Consider the following 21,940-nt stretch of genomic DNA (forward strand, 5'->3'; position numbering starts at 1 on the left):
TTCCATGGTTCGACACGCGCTTCGGCTCGGCATGGTTGGCGGTGGGGAGGGTGCCTTTATCGGCGCGGTCCACCGCATGGCCGCGGCGCTGGACGGCGACTGGCGGCTGGCGGCCGGGGCGTTCAGCACCGATGCGGGCCGCAACCAGCGGACTGGCGAGGCGCTTGGCCTGGCGCCGCAGCGCGTCTATGCCTCGCTCGATGCGATGATCGCCGGCGAACGGCAACTGCCCGAGAGCGAGCGCATCGATGCGCTGGCGATCGTGACCCCCAACCATCTCCACGCGCCAATGGCGATCGCCGCGCTGAATGCCGGCTTCCACGTTTTCTGCGAAAAGCCGATGGCGATGAGCGTCGCCGAGGCTCAGGCGATCGCCGAGGCGGCGCGGGCGAGCGGCAAGCATTTCGCGCTCGCCTTCACCTATAGCGGCTATCCGCTGGTCGAGGAGGCACGGGCGCGGATCGCGCGCGGCGACCTGGGCGCGATCCGGCTCGTCCAGGTCGAGTATCTCCAGGGTTGGCTCAGCCTGCCGATCGACAAGGGCGGCAACAAGCAGGCCGAATGGCGCACCGATCCCGCGCGCGCCGGGATCGGCGGGTGCCTGGGCGATATCGGGACGCACGCCTTCCAGCTTGCCGAGCATGTTTCCGGGCTGCGGGTGGACTCGGTGTCCGCTGAACTGACCACCTATGTGGCGGGCCGCCGGCTCGACGACGATGTCAGCGCGCTGCTGCGCTTCGCCGGCGGTGCGCGCGGCACGCTCAAGGCCAGCCAGGTCGCGGCGGGCGAGGAGAATGGCCTCAAGCTGCGCATCCATGGCGAGCGCGGCGGGCTGGAATGGGCGCAGATGGAGCCGAACACGCTCATCCTGCGCTGGCTCGACCGGCCGGCCGAGATACTGCGTGCCGGCGGGCCGGGCCTTCAGGACAGCGCGGCGAGGCTTCAGCGCACCCCATCGGGCCATCCCGAGGGCTATATCGAGGCCTTTGCCAACCTTTATCGTGCCTTTGCCACGGCGATCCGCGGCGGTGGCGACCGCTGGTTTCCCGGCGTCGCCGATGGACTTCGAACCATGCGTTTCATCGAGGCCGTCGTCGCCAATGCGGCGTCGGACGCGAAATGGACAATGATTGATCCGGGAGAGAAAGAATGAGGCTTCTCGTGTGCCTGGGCGCGTTGAGCGTCGCTGCGGCGGCGCAGGTCTTCGCCAGCGTACCCACCGTCGCGCAAACCGCGGCCCCCACGCCGCCGCCGGCATTCAATGCCTGTCGCGCCTGCCATACCGTCGACAAGGGCGGCAAGAACGGCGTCGGGCCCAATCTTTATGGCGTGGTCGGTCGGACCGCCGGTACGACGCCGGGCTTCAACTATTCGCCGGCGATGAAAGCCTCGAAGCTGCGCTGGGACGAGGCGACGCTCAGCGAGTATCTCGCGGCGCCGGGCAAGAAGGTCCCCGGATCGCGGATGCCGATCGGCATGCCCGATCCGGCCAAGCGCGCCGCGATCATCGCCTATCTCAAGGCAGGAAGCGGCAAGTGACCGGCGCGGTCACGCGCAGGACGGTGCTCGCTGCGGGCGCGGCGGGTGCTGCCTCGTCGGCGATGGCGATGACCGGGAGCTCGAGCAAGCAGGGCTCGAACGCCGCGCGCTTCTCGCTCGGCTATGCCCCGCACGAGGGCAGCTTCGCCAGCCGCGGCGGCCTGTTCGAGCAGATCGCCTATGCCGCCGACCAGGGCTTCACCGCCTGGGAGGACAATGAGGCGCGCAGCCGTCCGGTCGCCGATCAGGAGAAGATGGCCAAGGCCTTCGCCCAGCGCGGCATGAAGATGGGCGTGTTCGTCGCCAGCATGCCGAAATGGGCGCAGTCGCGGCCGCTGCTCGGCGGCAATGACGATGCCGAGCGCGAGGCGTTCCTCGCCGATATCCGCACCTCGATCGAGGTCGCCAAGCGGCTCAACGCCACGCGCATGACGGTGGTGACCGGCTTCCTCGACCAGAAGGTGCCGCTCGACATCCAGACCGCGCGCGTCATCGACGTGATGCGCAAGGCGGGTGACATCGTCGCCCCGCACGGGATCGCGATGGTGATGGAGCCGCTCAACACGCGGACCAACCATCCGGGCGTGTACATGCAGACGATCGCGCAGGGCTTCGCCGTTGCGCGCGGGGTGAACAGCCCCGCGGTGAAGATCCTGGCCGATCTCTATCACGAGCAGATCCAGTCGGGGAACCTGATCCCCGCGCTGGAGATGTGCTGGAGCGAGGTCGGCTATATCCAGTTCGGCGACAATCCGGGCCGCAACGAGCCCGGCACCGGCGAGATCAACTATGCCTCGATCGTCCGCTGGCTCCGCGCGCGGCGCTATGACGGGGTGATCGGCATGGAGCATGGCAATTCGGTGAAGGGCCGCGCCGGCGAGGATCGCCTGATCGCCGCCTATCGCAAGATCGATTCACAGGGAGAGGGACTATGACGCGCATGCGCATGGCGGGATATGCTGCCGCCGGCCTGATCGCGGTTACGGGGGCGCTGGCCTGCGCACAGGACGCGCAGGAGAAGCCGGGCTTCAAGGACACCCCGCAGCTGCCCGGTGGCAAATGGCTGGTCCATGATGCCGACCGGCCCGCACCGACGGTGGCCACGCCGGCCGCGGCACCGGGCGGCGCGCCTTCCGACGCGATCGTGCTCGCGCCCGATGCCTGGCAGGCCGAGACCGCGCCCTGGCAGGTGGCGGGCGGCGTGATGACCGTGCCGGCGCGCGCGCAGGGTGCCAAGGAGAGCAATCTCGTTTCGAAGCAGAGCTTCGGCGACGTCCAGCTCCACCTCGAGTTCCGCTCGCCCAATCCGCCCAAGGGCACGTCCCAGGACCGCGGCAACAGCGGCGTCTGGTTCATGCAGCGCTACGAAGTGCAGGTCCTCGACGGCTATCGGAACCCGACCTATGCGGACGGTACGGTCGGCGCCGTCTATGGCTGGAAGCCGCCGCTGGTGAACGCCGCGCGCAAGCCGGGCGAGTGGCAGAGCTATGACATCGTCTTCGAGCGGCCGCGCTTTGCGGCGGATGGCAAGCTGCTGCGCCCCGCCTATGTCACTGCGTTCCTGAACGGGGTACTGGTGCAGAACCATCAGGCGCTGCTCGGCACCACGATCTGGCGCAAGGTCGCCAGCTACCAGGCGCATGGCGATGCCGCGCCGCTGCAGCTGCAGGACCATGGCTCGCCGGTTTCGTTCCGCAACATCTGGGTGCGCCCGCTGCCCGAGGCGGCGATCGCGCAGGACCTTCCGGGAGACGCCAAGTGATCGATCGCAGAACTGCGCTTGCCGGCGTCGTCGGCATGTTCGGCGCGGCGGCCTTCGCGCCGCTCGCCCGTGCCGCCCAGGCGGGCAAGGCATCGGGCATCCCGGTGATCAGCGAGGGGCCGCCGAGCGTGGCGGTGTTCAACCCGGCCCAGCGCGCGCTGATGACCGCGCTCAGCGAACGCGTCCTGCCGACCACCGACACGCCGGGTGCGATCGCCGCGGGCGTGCCGGCCTTTATCGAGAAGATGCTGGCCGATTGGGCGCGGCCGACGGACCGGGTGCCGATCCTCGCCGGGCTCGATGCGATCGAGGCGCGCAGCCAGCAGGACTATAAGGTGTCCGCCGCGCAGGCGACCCCGGAGCAGCAGGATGCGCTGCTCACGCTCGCGATGAACGACAAGCTGCCCTCGGGCGGCGTGTTCTTCGAGGCGTTCCGCCAGCTCGTCCTCGCCGGCTACTACACGTCCGAGATCGGCATCACGCAGGAGCGCGAATATCTGCCGGTGCCGGGCGAGTATAACGGCGAGTTCCTCTATTCCCAGGTCAACAAGGTGTATTCCGCATGATGATCAGCCGTAGAAACCTGCTCGCCGGCGCGGGCGGCGTCGCCGCGCTTTCCCTTGCCGACCTCGCGATCGCGCCGGCCTTCGCCGCGCAGCTGGGGGCGATCGGCATCCAGCTCTACACGGTCCGCGACATCTTCCAGAAGGACCCGGTCGGCACGCTCGAGCAGATCGCGCGGATCGGCTATCGCGAGGTCGAGTTCGGCGGGGGCGGCTATGACGCCATGGATCCTGCGCTGCTGCGCAAGACGATGGACCGGCTCGGCCTCAAGTCGCCGTCGCTGCACATCGGCTATGACGCGCTGCTCGGCCAGTTCGACAAGTCGGTGACGATGGCGAAGACGCTCGGCGCCGATACGGTGGTGCTGCCCTACATGACCGACGAGCACCGCACCGAGCAGGGCTGGAACGCGGCGCTGCCGAACTTCAACCGCTTCGCCAGGGACCTGAAGAAGGCCGGGCTCGGCTTCGCCTATCACAACCATGATTTCGAGTTCACCCTGAAGCCGGGCGGCGTCAGCCTCTACGAGCGGTTCCTCAAGGAGACCGATCCCGCGCTGGTGAAGGTCGAGCTTGATCTCTACTGGGCGGCGCATGCCGGCGAGGATCCCGGCGCGCTGATCGATCGCCTGTCGAAGCGGCTCTACGCCTATCACGTCAAGGACATGCGCGCCGATCGCAGCATGGCCGCGGTGGGGCAGGGGACGATCGACTTTGCCGCGCTGTTCAAGCGCAAGGGCAGTGCGGGCGTCCGCCACTTCTATGTCGAGAACGACCAGGCGCCGGCGCCTTATCTGCCCGACATCACCACCAGCTTCCAGACGCTGCGCGCGCTGCGTTTCTGATCAGTTTTCGGGAGGGAAGAACATGGCTTCGACCAACAGGTTCGATGCGATCGTCATCGGCTCCGGCGTAAGTGGCGGGTTCGCTGCCAAGGAGCTCACCGAAAAGGGCCTGCGCGTCCTCATGCTCGATCGCGGCGTGATGGTCGAGCATGGCGAGGGCTATACCTATGACGGGAAGCCCGCCTACGAGATCCCGGCGCGCAACATGATGCCGGCGGGCCTGCGCGAGAGCGACTATTTCATCGCCAAGCACGGCTATGTCCAGCCGAGCAACCGCGCCTTCTACAATGACGACCGGCTCAACCCCTATGCCTTTGACGAGGGCAGCAAATTCTACTGGATCCGGCCTGGCGCGGTCGGCGGCAAGTCGCTGATCTGGGGGCGGTGGAGCTTCCGCTGGAGCCCGGCCGATTTCGAGGCGAACAAGCGCGACGGGATCGATGGCGACTGGCCGATCCGCTATGACGACCTCGCGCCCTGGTACAGCTATGTCGAGAAATATATCGGCGTGTCGGGCTCGCGCGAGAACTTGCCCTACCTGCCGGACAGCGAATTCCAGCCGCCGATGCCGATGAACATCGCGGAGAAGTGGCTCAAGCAGCGGCTCGAGACCGAGTTCCCCGGCCGCAAGCTGATCAACACGCGCCTGTCCAACATGACCGAGGACAAGCCCGATCAGAACCGCACCAAGTGCCAGTTCCGCAACCAGTGCGGCAATGGCTGCTCGTTCGGCGCCTATTTCTCGACCCAGGCGGTGACGCTGCCGGCCGCGCGGGCGACCGGACGACTGACGCTGCGCGCCGACGCGGTGGTGACCAACCTCGAATATGACGCGGCGAAGAAGCGCGTCACCGGGGTGCGGTTCATCGATGCGAAGACCGGGCAGGCGGAAGTGGTCAATGCCGGGCTGGTCTTCCTCTGCGCCTCGGCGATGGCGTCGAACCAGATCCTGCTCAACTCGCGGCCCGCGGGCAGCGGTCGCAGCCATTTCGACAGCAGCGGCACGCTCGGCAAATATGTGATGGATCACATCTTCCGGGTGTCGATCGACGGCGACATCCCGGGGATGGAGGAATATATCGAATATGGCCGCCGGCCCGGCGGCGTCTACATCCCGCGCTTCCGCAACAATGGCGGGGACGAAGGTGTCGGCTTCAAGCGCGGCTATGGCTATCAGGGCAGCGCGCGGCGCGAGCCGGCGCCGCCGGTGGGCTTCGGCGCGTCGATGAAGCATGGGATGCGCAAGTACAGCGGCTGGAAGTTCGGCATGGGCGCGTTCGGCGAATGCCTGCCCTATGAGGACAATCGGGTGTCGCTGCATGCCGACAAGGTCGACCGCTTCGGGGTGCCGCTGATGCGCTTCGACGTCCGCTTCCGCGAGAACGAACTGCGGATGATGGCGGACGCGCGGGCGCAGGGCGAGGCGATGCTCAAGGCGGCGGGACTGACCAACGTCAAGAGCTATGAGGACGAGCACGTCCCCGGCGACGCCATCCACGAGATGGGCGGCGCGCGCATGGGCGCCGATCCCCGTTCCTCGGTCCTGAACAAGTGGAGCCAGGCGCATGACGCCACGAATCTCTACGTAACCGACGGCGCACAGATGGCATCCGTATCCTGCGTAAACCCGTCACTCACCTTCATGGCCCTGACAGCCCGAGCGGCCGATCACGCGGTCAAGCAGCTCGCGAGCGGATGACGCTGCTCCTTTAGGCCTGACAAGGCGGCAGGGAGAGGCCTGCCGGTCTAATGGCTTTCCGTGCCGGTACGCTTTCATGGCGGGCCGGCACGTTTGTTTTAGTGCGCCAGATCGGTGGCGGCGAATCCGCGCGTCCGACGAACGCTCCAATGCCCATCCGATTTGAAGGGCAGCTGGTCAAAGCCAGAAGAATCCGCGAGTTGCAGCAAGATCCAGCATCAATCTGATTTATCAGGGGAATCGGTTCGGGTGGACGATTCTGCGCCTTTCGGACGCCCTCGAATGCGTGAGTTCATTTGACAAAATGATTTATTTAATCAACATCGCGACTCATGACCGCCGGATAAGGCGGCACGGGAAAATGAGCGGCGCGGACCGCTCGATTGGAGAGGGTGAATGGGGTTTTCCAACCTGCGGCCCAAGGATCGCGCGTGTCGCCGCGGGATCGGTATTGTTGCGCGTAGTCGCGTCGCGCGCTTCGTTGCGCTGGCCGGCGCTACGTCGTTGCTGGGCATCGCATCGGGCATTGCGCAGACTGCCGGTAGCGGGGACGAGGCGCGTGCGCCCGTCGATATCGCCAATCCGCTGGTCGGCACGGCCCCGCTCGACAAGCCTGAGTTCATCGGCAACGCACCGCCTGCGGGCGAGCCGCTCTATTCGGGCCTGACCTCGCCCGGTGCCCGTCTGCCGCACAGCGCGGTCGAGGCCGCGCCGGTCAATTCGAACGTCGAGCTCAGCTATCCCTGGGGCGTTGCTACCCCCTATTATTACACCAATCCCACGATGATCGGCTTCACCGGCGGCGGTGGTCCCACTTACGGCGCGCGTGCCACGCCGATGCTGATGCCGATCGTCGGCGACTGGACAGTGCCGCCGGTCTATACCGAGGCTTATTACGACAAGGCGCACGAAGTCGCGGCGCCGGGCTATTATTCGGTGTTCCTCGACAGCTTCAAGGCCAGGGTCGAGCTGACCGCGACCCAGGCGACGTCGCTGATGCGCTTCACCTTCCCGGCGACTGAGCGCGCGCATGTCATCCTGAACCTTCAAGGACGCGGCGGGCAGGTCGAGGTGGTCGGCGATCGCACGGTGCGCGGCATCATCGGCGCGCACCGCGACAATGATGCGCGCGACGGAAGCTATTTCGTCGCGGAGTTCTCAAAGCCGTTCAAGCGCTTCGGCACCTTCCGCAAGGCGCCGGGCAATGCCCGCGGCTATGGTATCGGCGACAAGGACGTGCAGCCGGACACCCGGCAGATCGAGGGTGCGTTCGCCGGCAGCTATGCCGATTTCACGACGCGTGACGGCGAGCAGGTGCTGGTCCGCATCGCCTATGGTCCGAGCTACGAAGCTGCCACGAAGCGGCTGCGCGAGGAGAGCCCGGACTGGAATTTCGACCGTATCCGCGGTGCTGCTCGTGCCGAATGGGCGAAGCTGCTCGACCGCGTCCAGGTGAGCGGCGGCACCGAGAAGCAGCGGATACTGTTCTACTCGACGCTGTTCCAGTCCTTCGCCAGCCCGCGGCTGGTGGCGCGCAAGGGCGAGCATTTCACCGATACGAACGGCAAGACCCAGGTCGCCAGCTATGATCGCTACGGCCCGGTGCCCTTCTGGGATACCGGCCGCAACCAGATCGTGCTGCTCGAACTGCTCGAGCCCGAGCTGACCCGCGACGTGATGCAGTCCGAGCTCGACATGGCCCGTGAGCGGGGGTTCATGAACACCTCGTTCCACGGTGACAATGCGGTGTTCCTCTATCTCGGCGCGATGCGGCGCGGCATCCCGTTCGACTATGCGGCGGCGTACGAATATCTCCGCAAGAACGCGCTGGACCCCAAGGGGCCGCGCCATTTCCTCGACGAATATATGGCGCGTGGCTGGATCTCCGACGTTGTTCCGGACCGCAACCCGAGCCCGCCCCATGCCGACGGCAAGGCCGGCGCCGCAAAGACGCTGGAATATGCCTGGGACGACGCCGCGCTCGCCGATATGGCCGATCGGCTGGGCAAGCCGCAGGACGCCGCACTGTTCCGCAAGCGCGCGGGCAACTGGCGCAACGTGTTCGACCGCTCGATCGGTTTCGTCCGCGGGAGGACCGAGGACGGCAAGTGGTTCACGCCCTTCGATCCGGTCGAGCCCTACTACAACCACATGATGAAGGAGGCCTCGGGCTGGTCGACCCTGTGGCTGGTGCCGCAGGACGTGCAGGGGCTGATCACTGCGCTGGGCGGCCGCACCGCGTTCAACGCCAAGCTCGATGAGTTCTTCACCAAGCCGTACAATCCCACCGGCATCTGCCGCGACTGCACCGGCGTGATTGGCCAATATGTGCAGGGCAATCAGCCCGACCAGCAGGCGCCCTATCTCTATGCGTGGAGCGGTCAGCCCTGGAAGACGCAGGAACTGTCGCGCCGCATCCTGCGCGACCTCTATGGCAGTGACGCTGCGGGTTATGGCTATCCCGGCATGGACGACCAGGGTGCGACCTCGTCCTGGTATGTGCTGAGCGCGATGGGCTTCTACACGGTCGATCCGGCGAGCGACGTCTATGTGCTGGGCAGCCCGCTCTTCGATCGCGCCGCGCTCAGGATGGGCAATGGCAAGACGTTCGAGATCGTCGCGAAGAACAACTCGGCCACGAACCTCTACATCCAGTCCGCCACGCTGAACGGCAAGCGCTGGACCAAACCCTGGTTCCGCCACGCCGACATCGCCAACGGCGCGGTGCTGGAACTGACCATGGGCCCGAAGCCCAATCCGGCCTGGGGCAGCAGCCCTGCCGATGCGCCGCCCTCGCTGAGCCGGCACTGAGGAGTTGACGATGCGAACCCTGATGCTCGCCCTGCTGCTCTCCGGTGCGGCGACCGAGGCGCTGGCCCAGCAGACGCCCGCGCCCCGCGCGGATGCCACCTATACCGGCGGGGGCATGATCACCCGCTGGGGCCGCGAGGTGACGCCCGAGAATGCCTGGCGCAGCTATCCGCGCCCGCAGCTCGAGCGCGCGAAGTGGCTGAACCTCAATGGCCAATGGGACTATGCCATTACGAAGGCCGCGGCGCCGATGCCGCAGCCGACCCAGATGGACGGCAAGATCCTCGTCCCCTTCGCGGTCGAATCCCGCCTGTCGGGCGTGGCGCGCAAGGTGCAGCCCGAGGACCGGATCTGGTACCGCCGCAGCTTCACCGTGCCCGCCGACTGGGCCGGGCAGAATGTGATGCTCAATTTCGGAGCGGTCGATTTCGAGGCGCATGTCTGGGTCAACGGCGCCATCGTCGGCGCGCACAAGGGCGGGTCGAGCCGCTTCGGTTTCGACATCACCCCCTATCTGAAGCCCGGCGCGAACGAGCTGGTGGTGCAGGTCGCCGACCCGACCAGCGCCGGCAGCCAGCCGCGCGGCAAGCAGCTGCTGAACCCGGACGGCATCTGGTACACCCCGGTCAGCGGCATCTGGCAGACCGTGTGGCTCGAGCCGGTGCCCGCGCTCCACATCGCCGATGTGCGGGCGACGCCGGACGTGGATCGCGGCACGGTGGAAGTCGATGTCGCTCTCTCCGCCTGGGCGAGCGACACCGACGCGGTGCGCCTGAGCGTGCGCTCGCAGGGCAAGACGATCGGCTCCACGATCATCCGCGCCAATCGCCACGCAAGCATCGCCATCCCCGACGCGCATCTCTGGTCGCCCGAGGACCCGTTCCTCTACGACCTGGTCGCCGAACTGGTGACCGTGCGCGATCCTTATGCGGACCGGAAGGAGCGCGACCGCGCCGCCTATGACTCGCGCTTCACCGTCGGCGAGAGCCAGGCCTATGCCGCCGCGCAGGTCGATGGCGCCGCGCGCGATACCGCCAAGGCCTATTTCGCGATGCGCAAGGTCTCGGTCGGGCCGGGCAAGGTCCATGGCCAGCCGGCGCTGCTGCTCAACAACAAGCCCTATTTCCACAATGGCGTGCTCGACCAGGGCTGGTGGCCGGACGGGCTGCTGACGCCGCCGTCCGAAACCGCGATGCGCTACGACCTGGAGTTCCTGAAAAAGGCGGGCTTCAACATGGTCCGCAAGCACATCAAGGTCGAGCCGGACCGCTATTATTACGATGCCGATCGCATGGGCATGCTGATCTGGCAGGACATGCCCTCGGGCGGCGGTGAGGACCAGTTCCTCGCCGGCACCAGCCAGAGTCAGGCGGTGCTGTCCTCCGAGGTGATGGCCCAGCAGCAGTTCGAGCTGTCGCACATGATCGGCGATCTGCGCGCCTTCCCGTCGATCGTGCTCTGGGTGGTGAACAACGAGGGGTGGGGGCAGTACGACTCCGCCACACTCACCAGGTTCGTGCGCGGCATGGATCCGAGCCGGCTGGTCAATTCGGACAGCGGCTGGCTCGACGTGGCCGGCCGCGATTCCGATGTGTTCGACATCCACACCTATGAGGACGTGCCGCACACCCCGGCCCGCCACAGCGACCGCGCCATCGTGCTCGGCGAATATGGCGGGGTGGGCTGGCCGATCGAGGGGCATCTGTGGCGCAACGACAAGCGCTGGAGCTACCAGGTCACCACCGACTCCAGCGACTATCTCGCCCGCTATCGCCGCAAGTTCGAGGAAGTGGTGCGCCAGGCGAAGGAGAACGGCCTGAGCGCGTCGGTCTACACCCAGACCACCGATGTCGAGGGCGAGATCAACGGGCTGCTCACCTATGACCGCGCCGTCGCGAAGGCCCCGGCCGAGGCGTTCGCCCGGATGGCGGCGCCGCTGTGGGAAAAGCCGGCCGCTCCGCCGAAGGACGCGCCGACGCCCCGAAAGCGCAAGCGCGGCTCATAAGGGCGCAAACGTGCAACAGCTGGTCGGGATAACGGGGCCAGTGCAACCGGATACAATTGACAAATTGATTTAAGTATTATGATTTCGGAGCGCCTCAAGGGAATAGCCGGGGCGCATAACACCGGGCCAGCCCTGGCCCGACTTGGAGAGGGAAATAGGGGATGACTTTTCGCGCACCAACGCCACTGGCTGGCCGTAACCGGCTGATCTGCCAGCTGCTCGCATCGGCGAGCTTCGCCATGATGATGGGCGGTGTCGCCCAGGCGCAGGACGCGGCCCCGGCCGGGCAGGATGCCGGCCAGGCGCAGCAGGATGCGGGCGCCCAGAGCGGCGACATCATCGTCACCGGCTATCGCGGCTCGATCGAGAAGAGCCTCAACCAGAAGCGCGAGGCCAACGCCTTTGTCGACGTGATCACGGCCGAGGACATCGGCAAGTTCCCCGACAAGAACGTCGCGGACTCGCTGCAGCGCGTGCCGGGCATCATCATCGACCGCGACGGCGGCGAAGGCAGCCGGGTGAGCATCCGCGGCCTCTCGTCCGACCTGACGCTGACCGAGCTCAACGGCAACTTCATCGCCTCGGCCGACAGCGGCGATCCCTCGCGCTCGTTCAACTATCTGCTGCTGCCCTCGACGCTGATCGGCAGCGTGGAAGTGTTCAAGTCGCCCGAAGCACGCCTCGACGAAGGCGGTGTGGGCGGTGTCATCATCAACCACACCCGCAAGCCCTTCGACCTCAAGCCCTGGTCGGGCACGGTGTCGGTCGAGGGTACCTATGCCGACGTCACCAAGAAGATCGAGCCGAACGTCTCGGGCCTGCTTTCCTGGCACAATGAGGACAAGACGCTCGGCTTCCTGGTCGGTGCGACCTATCAGGTGCGCACCAACCGCTCGCTGAGCGCGTCGGGCGACAGCTGGCAGTGGTGGACCGACAGCAAGGCCAGCCAGCCCGCGGTCGACGTCAACGGCAAGCCCTTCGCCAATGACTCCGCGATCTCCTATTGGAACAGCGGCAACAATGCCGGCCAGACGACGCAGGGCGGCACGCATTACAGCGGCTATTGGGCGCCCCAGTCGGTCGCCGAGACGATCACCGATCAGAAGCGCAAGCGGCTGGGCATCCAGGCGACGGCGCAGATGAAGCCGTTCGACAATTTCGAGGTCACCGCCAATTATTTCCGCTTCCAGCTGAACGGCGACTATACCCGCAGCACGATCAAGATCCCCGAATGGGGCTTCGGCAATTTCTTCACCGGCGCGACGTTCGACGAGAGCGGCACGATCCTTACCGGAGCGAAGTTCGAGGTTCCGCCCGAGGGCACCGGTTGCCGCGTTCCCGGCAACATGTGCACGATGGAAACGCCGGCGCCGCAGGACACCTATGTCCGCGAGAAGAGCGTCTCCAACACCTATGACGTGCGCGGCAACTGGGAAGTCGGCCACCTCAACGTCGACTTCGTGTTCGGCAAGACCAAGGCAACCGGCGGCCCGTCGTTCCAGTTCTTCGCCCAGGCCAAGCCGCGCAACGGCACGGTCAACGGCAATGCGCTGAGCGCCTGGAACTTCACCGATCAGTCGATCGCGATGCAGTTCTCGCCCAACGTGATCCAGAACATGCTGAACGGCGTGGCGCAGATCGATCTGGGCTCGACCGGCTCGGGCTTCACCAATAGCTCGATCTCGCAGCGTTATGCGCAGGTCGACGTGACCCGGAAGTTCGACTCGCCGTTCTTCGACTCGATCCAGCTCGGTGCGAAGTGGCGCGACGGCCGCGTTCACCGCGAGACCGGCCGCTTCGAATGGTATTCGGACGCGGCGAACACGCTGCGCTTCCAGGATACGCCGGGCGGCGCGCTGGCCAAGCCGGAGATCTTCTACCCGGGCTCGCTCAGCAACATCGCCGGCGGGTTCGAGACGACGGCCTTCCCGGCGATCAACATCCGCAAGTATATCGACTATCTGAACGCGACCTATAGCGGTCCGGTCCGCGTGCCCGAGCCGCAGAACATCTACAACATCAAGGAGCGGATCTGGGCCGGCTACGGCCAGCTCAACTTCAAGACGAGCAACATCCGCGGCAATATCGGCGTGCGCGTGGTCAACACCAAGCAGGACGGCACCTCGACCGATCGCATCACCTACGAGAACGAATATTGCGTCAATGGACCGGGCGGCCCGTTCGATCCGAACAAGCCGGTGGGCGCCGACGGCAACTGCACGGTGATCCCGGAGGCGCAGCGCCAGGTCCGCTTGTTCAGCCCGAACTCGGAGGGCAAGAGCTACACGGACGTGCTGCCGAGCTTCAACATCTCGTGGGACGTGACTCCGAACCTGCTGCTGCGTGCGGCGGCGTCGAAGGTCATTGCACGGCCGGGCTATGGCGATCTGGCGGGCGCACGCTCGCTGACCTTCAACTCGGATCCGTTCGTGTTCGACCGTGCCCAGTTCGGCGCCCGCGCCGGCTGGTTCGGCAATGGCGGCAATTTCGACCTGAAGCCGTTCAACGCCTGGCAGTATGATTTCGGCGTGGAGTGGTATTTCCAGCGCGGCTCGGTGCTGGGCGCGACCCTGTTCCGCAAGGACGTGAAGGACTTCATCGTTCCGGTGGTGATCGACCTTCCGCAGGAAGTTGCTGGCCAGACCGTGACGGTCCAGCAGTACGCCACCCAGGCCAATGGCACGAGCGCGGTGTCGCAGGGTGTCGAGGTCTATGCCCAGCACACGCTGGACTTCGGCCTCGGCGCGCAGGTGAACTTCACCTATAACGACACCTCGCAGGCCGATGTGTCGCTGAACGGCACCAAGCTCGGTGAATCGGCCCTGGTCGGCAGCGCCAAGACCCAGATCAATGCGTCGATCTTCTACGAGCATGGCCCGGTGCTGGTCCGCGCTTCGTACAATCGCCGCGGCGAAGTGGTGCGCGGCCTGTCGTCCGGCCTCAACGTCTATGACGATCCGTATGAGCAGGTCGATCTCAACGCCGCGGTCGATGTGTTCAAGAACTTCCAGATCACCGGCTCGGTCATCAACCTGACCAAGTCGGAACAGCGCCAGCACCTGGGCAACGACACGAAGGACCGCTTCATCTCGAACGTCTATTCGGGCCGCCGCTTCTACATGGGTCTGGCGTACAAGTTCTGATCATCGAATGAGTCAGCCCCCTGACTCAGGAGGTGGCCCATCCTCCCCCCGGGCCACCTCCACCCCCTTGATCGGGAGCAGGGACGAGGACGACAACGACAATCATGCAGCCGCCGGATTCTTCGGAACCCGGCGGCACATGAATCTGGGGTGGATGGAAAAGGGGACCGTCGCGTGAACAAGATCCGGGCCGGCATCGTCGCCGTCACCGCCATGCTGGGGGCGGGCATCGCCTGGGCGCAGAACCCGATCGTGCCGGGCTGGTATGCCGATCCCGAGATCCGGGTGTTCGGCGGGAAATACTGGATCTACCCGACCTATTCCGACGATTACGGCGCGCCCGACGTGACCAAGCGCTTCACGCCGCACCAGACGGAATTGCGCAAGCAGAAGACGGTGCGTCCGTCCTATGTGCAGCAGACCTTCTTTAATGCGTTTTCGTCACCCGATCTGGTCCACTGGACCAAGCACCGCCACGTGCTCGACGTCGAGAATGTCGCCTGGGCGGGCTATGCCATCTGGGCGCCCTCCGTGCTCGAGCACAAGGGGCGCTACTACATGTTCTTCAGCGCCAACGACATCCAGAGCGATGCGGAGGTCGGCGGCATCGGCCTGGCGGTTTCGGACAAGCCGGGCGGGCCGTTCAAGGATGCGCTGGGCAAGCCGCTGATCGGCAAGTTCCACAATGGAGCGCAGCCGATCGACCCGTTCGTCTACCGCGACGACGACGGCAAGGTGTACCTGTTCTACGGCGGCTGGAAGCATTGCAACGTCGTGCAGCTGAGCGACGACCTGCGCTCGGTCGTGCCCTTCGCGGACGGCAGCACCTACAAGGAAATCACGCCGCCCGGCTATGTCGAGGGATCGTTCCTGATCAAGCGCAAGGGCGTCTATTACCTGATGTGGTCGGAGGGCGGCTGGACCGGCCCGGACTATAGCGTCGCCTATGCGACGGGGCCGACCGCGCTCGGGCCGTTCACGCCCAAGGGCAAGATCCTCCAGCAGGACTTCAAGATCGCGCGCGGCGCGGGCCATCATTCGGTGGTCAACGTGCCGGGTACCGACGACTGGTACATCGTCTATCATCGCCGCCCGCTGGGCAACGACAAGGGCGAGCATCGCGAGATGGCGATCGACCGGATGGAATTCGCCGCTGACGGCGCGATCAAGCCGGTGGTGATGACGAACGAAGGTGTGACGCCGCGGCCGTTCAAGGCGCGGTGACGGGCGCACGCAACTACGAAATCGAGCAGGGGAGTATCGGATTGTGAGAAAGTTCATCGGCGCATGCTGCATCTCGGCAATGCTGCTCACCAGTGCGCTCGGCACGACCATGGCGCCGGCAATGGCGCAGAGCGCGGAACCCGCACTGGTCGACTTGATCAACCCGCTGATGGGCACCGACAGCAGCTACGAGCTGTCCTATGGCAACACCTATCCGGCGGTGGCGGTGCCCTGGGGCATGAACTTCTGGACGCCGGTCACCGGCAAGATGGGCGATGGCTGGGGCTACACCTATAGCGCGCACAAGATCAACGCGATCAAGCAGACCCACCAGCCCAGCCCGTGGATGAACGACTATGCCGCGTTCGGCCTCTTCGCCGAGACCGGGCCGCTCAAGGTCAAGGAGAATGAGCGCGCGTCCTGGTACAGCCACAAGGCCGAGGATGCCCGCGCCTATGGCTACAAGGTCTATCTCGCCGATTATGACGTGACCGCCGAGGTCACCCCGACCAACCGCGCCGCCAGCTTCCGCTTCACCTTCCCCAAGTCCGACGACGCGCACATCCTGATCGACGGCTATGCCGGCGGATCGATGGTGAAGATCGACGCAGCGAACCGCCGCATCATCGGCTATGTCCGCAACAACCACGGCGGCGTGCCGGACAATTTCCACAGCTATTTCGTCGCGCAGTTCGACAAAGACTTCGAAGTCACCCGCACCTGGGACGACAATGGCCAGGTCTCGGGCGCCAACGCCAGCGAAGGCGATCATGTCGGCGCGGTGGTCAGCTTCAAGACACGCGCGGGCGAGCAGGTGAACGTCAAGGTCGCCTCGTCCTTCATCAGCCCCGAACAGGCCGCGCTCAACCTCGATCGCGAGATCGGCAAGGACAGCTTCGACCAGACCCGCGCCAAGGCGCGCGAGACCTGGGAGAAGGAGCTCGCCAAGGTCCAGGTGAGCGATCCGAACCTCGACAATCGCCGCACCTTCTATTCGGCGATGTACCGCATGCTGCAGTTCCCGCGCATGTTCCACGAGGTCAATGCGGCGGGCAAGACCGTCCACTACAGCCCCTATGACGGCAAGGTGCACGACGGCTTCCTCTACACCGACAACGGCTTCTGGGACACGTGGCGCGCGGTCTTCCCCTGGTTCGCGTTGATGAACCCGGAACGCGACAGCGAGATCATGCAGGGGCTGGTCAACACCTACAAGGAATCCGGCTGGCTGCCCGAATGGGCGAGCCCCGGGCACCGCGACGTGATGATCGGCTCGAACTCGGCGAACCTGATCGCCGACGCCTATCTCAACGGCGTGCGCGGCTTCGACGTCGAGACGCTGTACGAGGCGATGGTCAAGAACGCGACGACCTCCGAAGGCCGCCCGAAGGACAAGCGCGGCCGCACGGTCGGCGCGGTCGGCCGCGAGGGCGTCGAATATTACAACAAGCTCGGCTATGTCCCCTATGACGTGGGCATCAACGAGAATGCCGCGCGCACCCTCGAATATGCCACCGCCGACTTCTCGCTCTCCCGCCTCGCCGCCGCGCTCGGCAAGACCGAGGACGCCAAGAAATACGCGGCGCAAGCGCAGAACTATCGCAAGCTGTTCGACCAGGAGAGCGGCTGGATGCGCGGCCGCAACCAGGACGGCAGCTGGTCCAAGCCCTTCAATCCCTACAAATGGGGCGACGCCTTCACCGAGGGCAATTCGCTCCATTACAGCTGGTCGGTGATGCAGGACGTGCAGGGCCTGATCGACCTGATGGGCGGGGACAGGAAGTTCGTGGATCGCCTCGACTCGATCTTCTCCACCCGGCCGATCTTCGACGACAGCTATTATGGCCAGGTGATCCACGAGATCCGCGAGATGCAGATCGTCAACATGGGCCAGTACGCCCATGGCAACCAGCCGATCCAGCACATGATCTATCTGTACGACTGGGCCGGCCAGCCGTGGAAGGCGCAGGCGCATGTCCGCGACGTGATGAAGAAGCTCTATTCGGCGGCGCCCGACGGCTATCCGGGCGACGAGGACAATGGCCAGACCTCGGCCTGGTACGTCTTCTCGGCGCTCGGCTTCTACCCGGTGACGCCGACGGTGGGCCAATATGCGATCGGCAGCCCGCTGTTCCGCAATGTCCGCCTGACCATGCCGGGCGGCAAGGTGCTCAACATCGAGTCCGCCAACAACAGCGACAAGAACGTCTACATCCAGTCGGTCACCCTGAACGGCAAGCCGCACGACAAGCCCTGGTTCTCGCGTGAGGAGCTGCAGGGCGGCGGCACGCTGCGCTTCGTGATGGGGCCGACGCCGAACACCAAATGGGGCATTGCCAAGGCCAATGCGCCTTTCTCGATGAGCGCGCCCGCGACGCGCTGAGCCAGAAGAACAGGAGAAAGACATGCAGCGTCGCGAGATGATGATGGGGGCAGGGGCACTTGCCGTTTCGGCGGCCCTGCCGATGCGGGCACTGGCCGGACAGGCGGAGGGCTTCGTCTCGAAGCGCCCGCCGGTCGCCCAGCGCGGCTTCGTCAGCAAGGCGGTCGAGGCCGAGATCAAGGCGGTGAAGGCGAAGATCGCCGACCCCGAGCTCGCCTGGCTGTTCGAGAATTGCTACCCGAACACGCTCGACACCACGGTCAAGCTCGGTACCGTGGAGGGCAAGCCCGACACCTTCGTCATCACTGGCGACATCGACGCGATGTGGCTGCGCGACAGCTCGGCGCAGCTGCAGACCTATGTCCACCTGACGCCCAAGGACGCCGACTTGCGCCGGGTCTTCCAAGGCGCGATCCAGCGTCAGGCGCGCTGCATCCTGATCGATTCCTACGCCAATGCTTTCACGCCGGACCCGACCGCCAAGTCGAACCTGTCGGCGATCAACGACCGGACCGACATGAAGCCCGGCGTCGCCGAGCGGAAATGGGAGATCGACTCGCTCGCCTATACGATGCGCCTCGCCCACAGCTACTGGACCGCGACGCGGGACAAGACGCCGTTCGACGCGCTCTGGGCGCAGGGTGCGGCGCGGGCCGTCGCGACCTTCCGCGAGCAGCAGCGCAAGGACGGCCCGGGCCCCTACCACTTCCAGCGCGTCGATCCCTCGCCGACCGAGACGCTGATGTTCGGCGGTTATGGCGCACCGACCCGCAAGGTCGGGCTGATCCATTCGGGCTTCCGCCCGTCGGACGACGCCTGTGTCTTCCCCTTCCTGATCCCGTCCAACCTGTTCGCGGTCTCCGCCCTCAAGATGCTAGCTCAGGTGCACAATGAGGCGCGCGGCGACACCGTGGCTGCGCAGGATGCGCTGGCATTGGCGAACGAGGTCCAGGCAGCACTCGACGCCCATGGCAAGATGCCGGACGGCAAGGGCGGCCAGGTCTGGGCCTTCGAGGTGGATGGCTATGGCAATGCCATCTTCATGGACGACGCCAATGTCCCGAGCCTGTCAGGCCTGCCGCTGCTCGGCGCCGCCGACAAGCGCGACCCGCTCTATGTCCGCACCGCCGCGCTCGCCTGGTCCGAGCGCAACCCCTATTTCTTCAAGGGCAAGTTCGGCGAGGGCATTGGCGGGCCGCATATCGGCATGGACATGATCTGGCCGATGTCGCTGATCACCCGCGCCCTCATCCACGACGACGACGCGACCGTGATGCAGTGCCTCAAATGGCTAAAGGCCTCGCATGGCGGCACCGGCTTCATGCATGAGAGCTTCCACAAGGACGATCCCGCCAACTTCACGCGGAGCTGGTTCGCCTGGGCTAACGGCCTGTTCGGCGACCTGATTCTCGACATCGCCAGGCGCAAGCCCGCGCTGCTCGCCCAGAAGATCTAGGAAGAGTAAGAGACCCCATGATCACCGCAAATCGCCGCCAGTTGCTCGCCGGAGCCGGCACCCTCGCGCTTGGTACCGCGCTGCCGCATGTAGCCAGCGCCCAGGGCGCGGCCGGGCCCGGCAAGCCCAATCTGTTCATCGGCACGGGCGGGCATGGCCACACCTTCCCGGGCGCCTCGCTGCCCTTCGGCATGGCCCAGCTCAGCCCCGATACCGACAATGCCCGCTGGGATGCCTGCTCCGGCTATCACCGCAGCGACACGTCGATCATGGGCTTCTCGCACACCCACCTGTCGGGCACCGGCATCGGCGACATGCTCGACGTGCTGGTGGTGCCGACCCGCGGGCCGCTGCAGCTCGATCCGGGCACGCTCGAGAATCCGGATCTGGGCTATCGCCAGCGCTTCTCCGAGGAAGCGGCCGAGCCCGGCTATTACCGCGTGAAGCTCGAAAGCGGCGTGCTCGCCGAATTGACCGTCACCGAGCGCACCGGCCTGCACCGCTATCATTTCCCCGCGGGGGCCGGGCACATCCTGATCGACTTCGCGCACATGATCCGCGACGTGTGGGACAAGGGCGTCACGCTCGATAATGCCTCGCTCGCGATCGACGCGAACGGCGTGCTCACCGGCAGCCGCCGGGTGCATCGCTGGGCCAAGGGGCGGATGATCCACTTCGCGATGCAGCTGTCGCGCAAGCCCGACCGCGTCGAGTTCTTTGGCGACGACAACAAGCCGGCGGCCAAGGGCGCCCGGTCGATCGCCGGCAACCGCCTGAAGGTCGCCTTGTTCTTCGACAAGGCCGGCGGCGCGCCGATCCAGATCAAGACCGGTATCTCCGCCGTCGATATCGCCGGTGCCAAGGCAGCGCTGGCCGAAGAGGCGCCCGGCTGGAATTTCGACGGTGCGGCAAGCAAGGCACGGCGCCTCTGGGCCAAGGAACTCGACCGCGTCCAGGTGGCCGGCGGCACCGAGGACCAGCGCACGATCCTGACCAGCGCGCTCTATCACTGCTTCCTCGCGCCGACGCTCTTCACCGATCGCGACGGCCGCTATGTCGGCATGGACCAGCAGGTGCATACGGTGCCGGCGGGCGAGGCATCGTTCAGCACCTATTCGCTGTGGGACACCTATCGCGCGCTGCATCCGCTGCTCACTCTGGTGCAGCCCGATCGCGCCGCCACCTTCACCCGCGACCTGATCCGCCAGACCCAGCAGAGCCCCTATGGCCCGCCGGTCTGGCAGCTCCAGGGGATCGAGACCGGCTGCATGATCGGCTGGCACTCGGTCTCGGTGCTGGCCGAGGCGCATGCCAAGGGCATCAAGGCCGATTATGCCGCCGCCTGGCCGAACATCCGCCGCCGCGCCTTCGATCGCACCTTCAAGGACAGCGACGGCTCGCTCGGCCGCGGATATTATTACGACCTCGGCTATATCCCCGCCGACAAGATCTGGGAGTCGGTCAGCCGCACCCAGGAATATGCCTATGACGACTGGGCGATGGCCGTGCTCGCCGACGCCGCGGGCGCCAAGGACGATGCCGCGGCACTCCGCAAGCGCAGCCTTAACTATCGCAACGTGCTCGACGCCTCGACGCGCTTTGCCCGGCCGAAATTCTCGGACGGGAAGTGGTGGGCCAATTACGACCCGATCCAGATCGGCCATGATCCCAAGCTGCACCGCGATTACACCGAGGCGAATGGCTGGCAGGCGACCTTCCTCAACCAGCATGACGTGCACGGCCTGATCGCGCATTTCGGCGGCGATGCCGCGTTCGTCGAGAAACTCGACGCGCTGTTCAACGCGCCCTCGACGCTGCCCGACAATGCGCCGCCCGACATCTCGGGCCTGGTCGGCCAGTACGCGCACGGCAACGAGCCCAACCACCACGTCGCCTATCTCTACGCCTATGCCGGCGCCCCGGCGAAGACCCAGGCGATGGTCCGCCGCCTGTGCTTGGAGATGTACAAGAACGATCCCGACGGCGAGATCGGCAATGACGATTGCGGCCAGATGAGCGCCTGGTTCGTCTTCTCGGCGCTGGGCTTCTATCCGGTCGATCCGGTCAGCGCGCTCTATGTGTTCGGCTCACCGCTGTTCGACCGCGTCGAGGTGGCGCTGGGCGGCGGCAGGACGCTGCGGGTGGTGGCGAACGGCAACGGTGCGGATCGCCCGTACATCCAGTCGGTGCGCTGGAACGGCAAGCCCTGGACGAAGAACTGGATCGCCCATGCCGACCTCGCCAAGGGCGGTGAGCTGGTCTTCGAGATGGGCGACAAGCCGTCGAGCTTCGGCACCGCCAAGGCCGATCGCCCGCCCTCGTTCGGGCACGCCGGTTAGCTCACTCTTTCAGTTCCCCGGCGAAAGCCGGGGCCCAGGGTAACAAAGCGAGACGGCAGAGAAACCCTGGGCCCCGGCTTTCGCCGGGGAGCAGCTAAGTCACTCTGAGGATAACCTGCCGTCGGAGGCGGTGGGAGGGTGAGGGTGATCTCTCATCACGCGCCGGTGCCT

At 65.8% G+C, this 21,940-nt stretch carries 14 protein-coding genes; all 14 read left to right on the plus strand.

Translation table 11 applies throughout. The annotated features are described in order from the left end of the window. The first annotated feature begins 4 nt into the window (after positions 1-4). The 14 genes from J2W22_RS21880 (at position 5) to J2W22_RS21945 (ending at position 21,769) form a co-directional block, all read left to right on the plus strand. A complete protein-coding gene (locus tag J2W22_RS21880; protein WP_307120391.1) occupies positions 5-1,153 on the plus strand; it encodes a Gfo/Idh/MocA family protein in 1,149 nt (382 codons plus the stop codon). Continuing rightward, positions 1,150-1,539, plus strand: coding sequence for a c-type cytochrome (locus J2W22_RS21885; RefSeq protein ID WP_307120392.1), 390 nt, complete (start codon positions 1,150-1,152; stop codon positions 1,537-1,539). The genes J2W22_RS21880 and J2W22_RS21885 overlap by 4 nt, the downstream gene beginning before the upstream one ends. Continuing rightward, positions 1,536-2,474 carry a hydroxypyruvate isomerase family protein gene (locus J2W22_RS21890; protein WP_307120393.1) on the plus strand — a complete coding sequence of 313 codons (939 nt, stop codon included), beginning with the start codon at positions 1,536-1,538 and terminating at the stop codon, positions 2,472-2,474. The genes J2W22_RS21885 and J2W22_RS21890 overlap by 4 nt, the downstream gene beginning before the upstream one ends. After that, positions 2,471-3,301 (plus strand): 3-keto-disaccharide hydrolase, encoded by an 831-nt coding sequence (locus J2W22_RS21895; protein WP_307120394.1) that lies wholly within the window; start codon positions 2,471-2,473, stop codon positions 3,299-3,301. The genes J2W22_RS21890 and J2W22_RS21895 overlap by 4 nt, the downstream gene beginning before the upstream one ends. Then, on the plus strand, positions 3,298-3,867 hold the full coding sequence (locus tag J2W22_RS21900; protein ID WP_307120395.1) for a gluconate 2-dehydrogenase subunit 3 family protein: 570 nt from the start codon (positions 3,298-3,300) through the stop codon (positions 3,865-3,867). The genes J2W22_RS21895 and J2W22_RS21900 overlap by 4 nt, the downstream gene beginning before the upstream one ends. Beyond that, positions 3,867-4,709 (plus strand): sugar phosphate isomerase/epimerase family protein, encoded by an 843-nt coding sequence (locus J2W22_RS21905; protein WP_307120396.1) that lies wholly within the window; start codon positions 3,867-3,869, stop codon positions 4,707-4,709. Before J2W22_RS21900 ends, J2W22_RS21905 begins: the two co-directional genes overlap by 1 nt. 22 nt (positions 4,710-4,731) lie before the next feature. After that, the gene (locus tag J2W22_RS21910) at positions 4,732-6,408 is read left to right on the plus strand and encodes a GMC family oxidoreductase (protein ID WP_307120397.1); all 1,677 of its coding nucleotides are present in this window, start codon (positions 4,732-4,734) and stop codon (positions 6,406-6,408) included. Between the two features lie 396 nt (positions 6,409-6,804). Next, positions 6,805-9,219: a GH92 family glycosyl hydrolase gene (locus J2W22_RS21915; RefSeq protein ID WP_307120398.1), complete on the plus strand. Its 2,415-nt coding sequence runs from the start codon at positions 6,805-6,807 to the stop codon at positions 9,217-9,219. A gap of 10 nt (positions 9,220-9,229) precedes the next feature. After that, positions 9,230-11,224, plus strand: a complete 1,995-nt coding sequence (locus J2W22_RS21920; protein WP_307120399.1) for a glycoside hydrolase family 2 protein — start codon at positions 9,230-9,232, stop codon at positions 11,222-11,224. A gap of 161 nt (positions 11,225-11,385) precedes the next feature. Beyond that, entirely contained in the window at positions 11,386-14,367 is a 2,982-nt protein-coding gene (locus J2W22_RS21925) for a TonB-dependent receptor (protein ID WP_307120400.1), read from the plus strand. 174 nt (positions 14,368-14,541) lie between these two features. Further along, entirely contained in the window at positions 14,542-15,591 is a 1,050-nt protein-coding gene (locus tag J2W22_RS21930) for a glycoside hydrolase family 43 protein (RefSeq protein WP_307120401.1), read from the plus strand. A gap of 43 nt (positions 15,592-15,634) precedes the next feature. Beyond that, entirely contained in the window at positions 15,635-17,974 is a 2,340-nt protein-coding gene (locus tag J2W22_RS21935) for a GH92 family glycosyl hydrolase (RefSeq protein WP_307120402.1), read from the plus strand. Between the two features lie 22 nt (positions 17,975-17,996). Further along, positions 17,997-19,430, plus strand: a complete 1,434-nt coding sequence (locus J2W22_RS21940; RefSeq protein WP_307120403.1) for a glycoside hydrolase family 125 protein — start codon at positions 17,997-17,999, stop codon at positions 19,428-19,430. A gap of 17 nt (positions 19,431-19,447) precedes the next feature. Then, positions 19,448-21,769, plus strand: a complete 2,322-nt coding sequence (locus J2W22_RS21945; RefSeq protein ID WP_307120404.1) for a GH92 family glycosyl hydrolase — start codon at positions 19,448-19,450, stop codon at positions 21,767-21,769. Positions 21,770-21,940: the final 171 nt, after the last annotated feature.

The sequence above is a fragment of the Sphingomonas kyeonggiensis genome, assembly GCF_030812785.1.
GTDB lineage: Bacteria > Pseudomonadota > Alphaproteobacteria > Sphingomonadales > Sphingomonadaceae > Sphingomonas > Sphingomonas kyeonggiensis_B.

Coding starts and splice junctions, on each gene's coding strand:
- J2W22_RS21880 (WP_307120391.1), top strand. CDS start 5: ATGGTTCGACACGCGCTTCGGCTCGGCATGGTTGGCGGTGGGGAGGGT.
- J2W22_RS21885 (WP_307120392.1), top strand. CDS start 1,150: ATGAGGCTTCTCGTGTGCCTGGGCGCGTTGAGCGTCGCTGCGGCGGCG.
- J2W22_RS21895 (WP_307120394.1), top strand. CDS start 2,471: ATGACGCGCATGCGCATGGCGGGATATGCTGCCGCCGGCCTGATCGCG.
- J2W22_RS21905 (WP_307120396.1), top strand. CDS start 3,867: ATGATCAGCCGTAGAAACCTGCTCGCCGGCGCGGGCGGCGTCGCCGCG.
- J2W22_RS21910 (WP_307120397.1), top strand. CDS start 4,732: ATGGCTTCGACCAACAGGTTCGATGCGATCGTCATCGGCTCCGGCGTA.
- J2W22_RS21915 (WP_307120398.1), top strand. CDS start 6,805: ATGGGGTTTTCCAACCTGCGGCCCAAGGATCGCGCGTGTCGCCGCGGG.
- J2W22_RS21920 (WP_307120399.1), top strand. CDS start 9,230: ATGCGAACCCTGATGCTCGCCCTGCTGCTCTCCGGTGCGGCGACCGAG.
- J2W22_RS21925 (WP_307120400.1), top strand. CDS start 11,386: ATGACTTTTCGCGCACCAACGCCACTGGCTGGCCGTAACCGGCTGATC.
- J2W22_RS21940 (WP_307120403.1), top strand. CDS start 17,997: ATGCAGCGTCGCGAGATGATGATGGGGGCAGGGGCACTTGCCGTTTCG.
- J2W22_RS21945 (WP_307120404.1), top strand. CDS start 19,448: ATGATCACCGCAAATCGCCGCCAGTTGCTCGCCGGAGCCGGCACCCTC.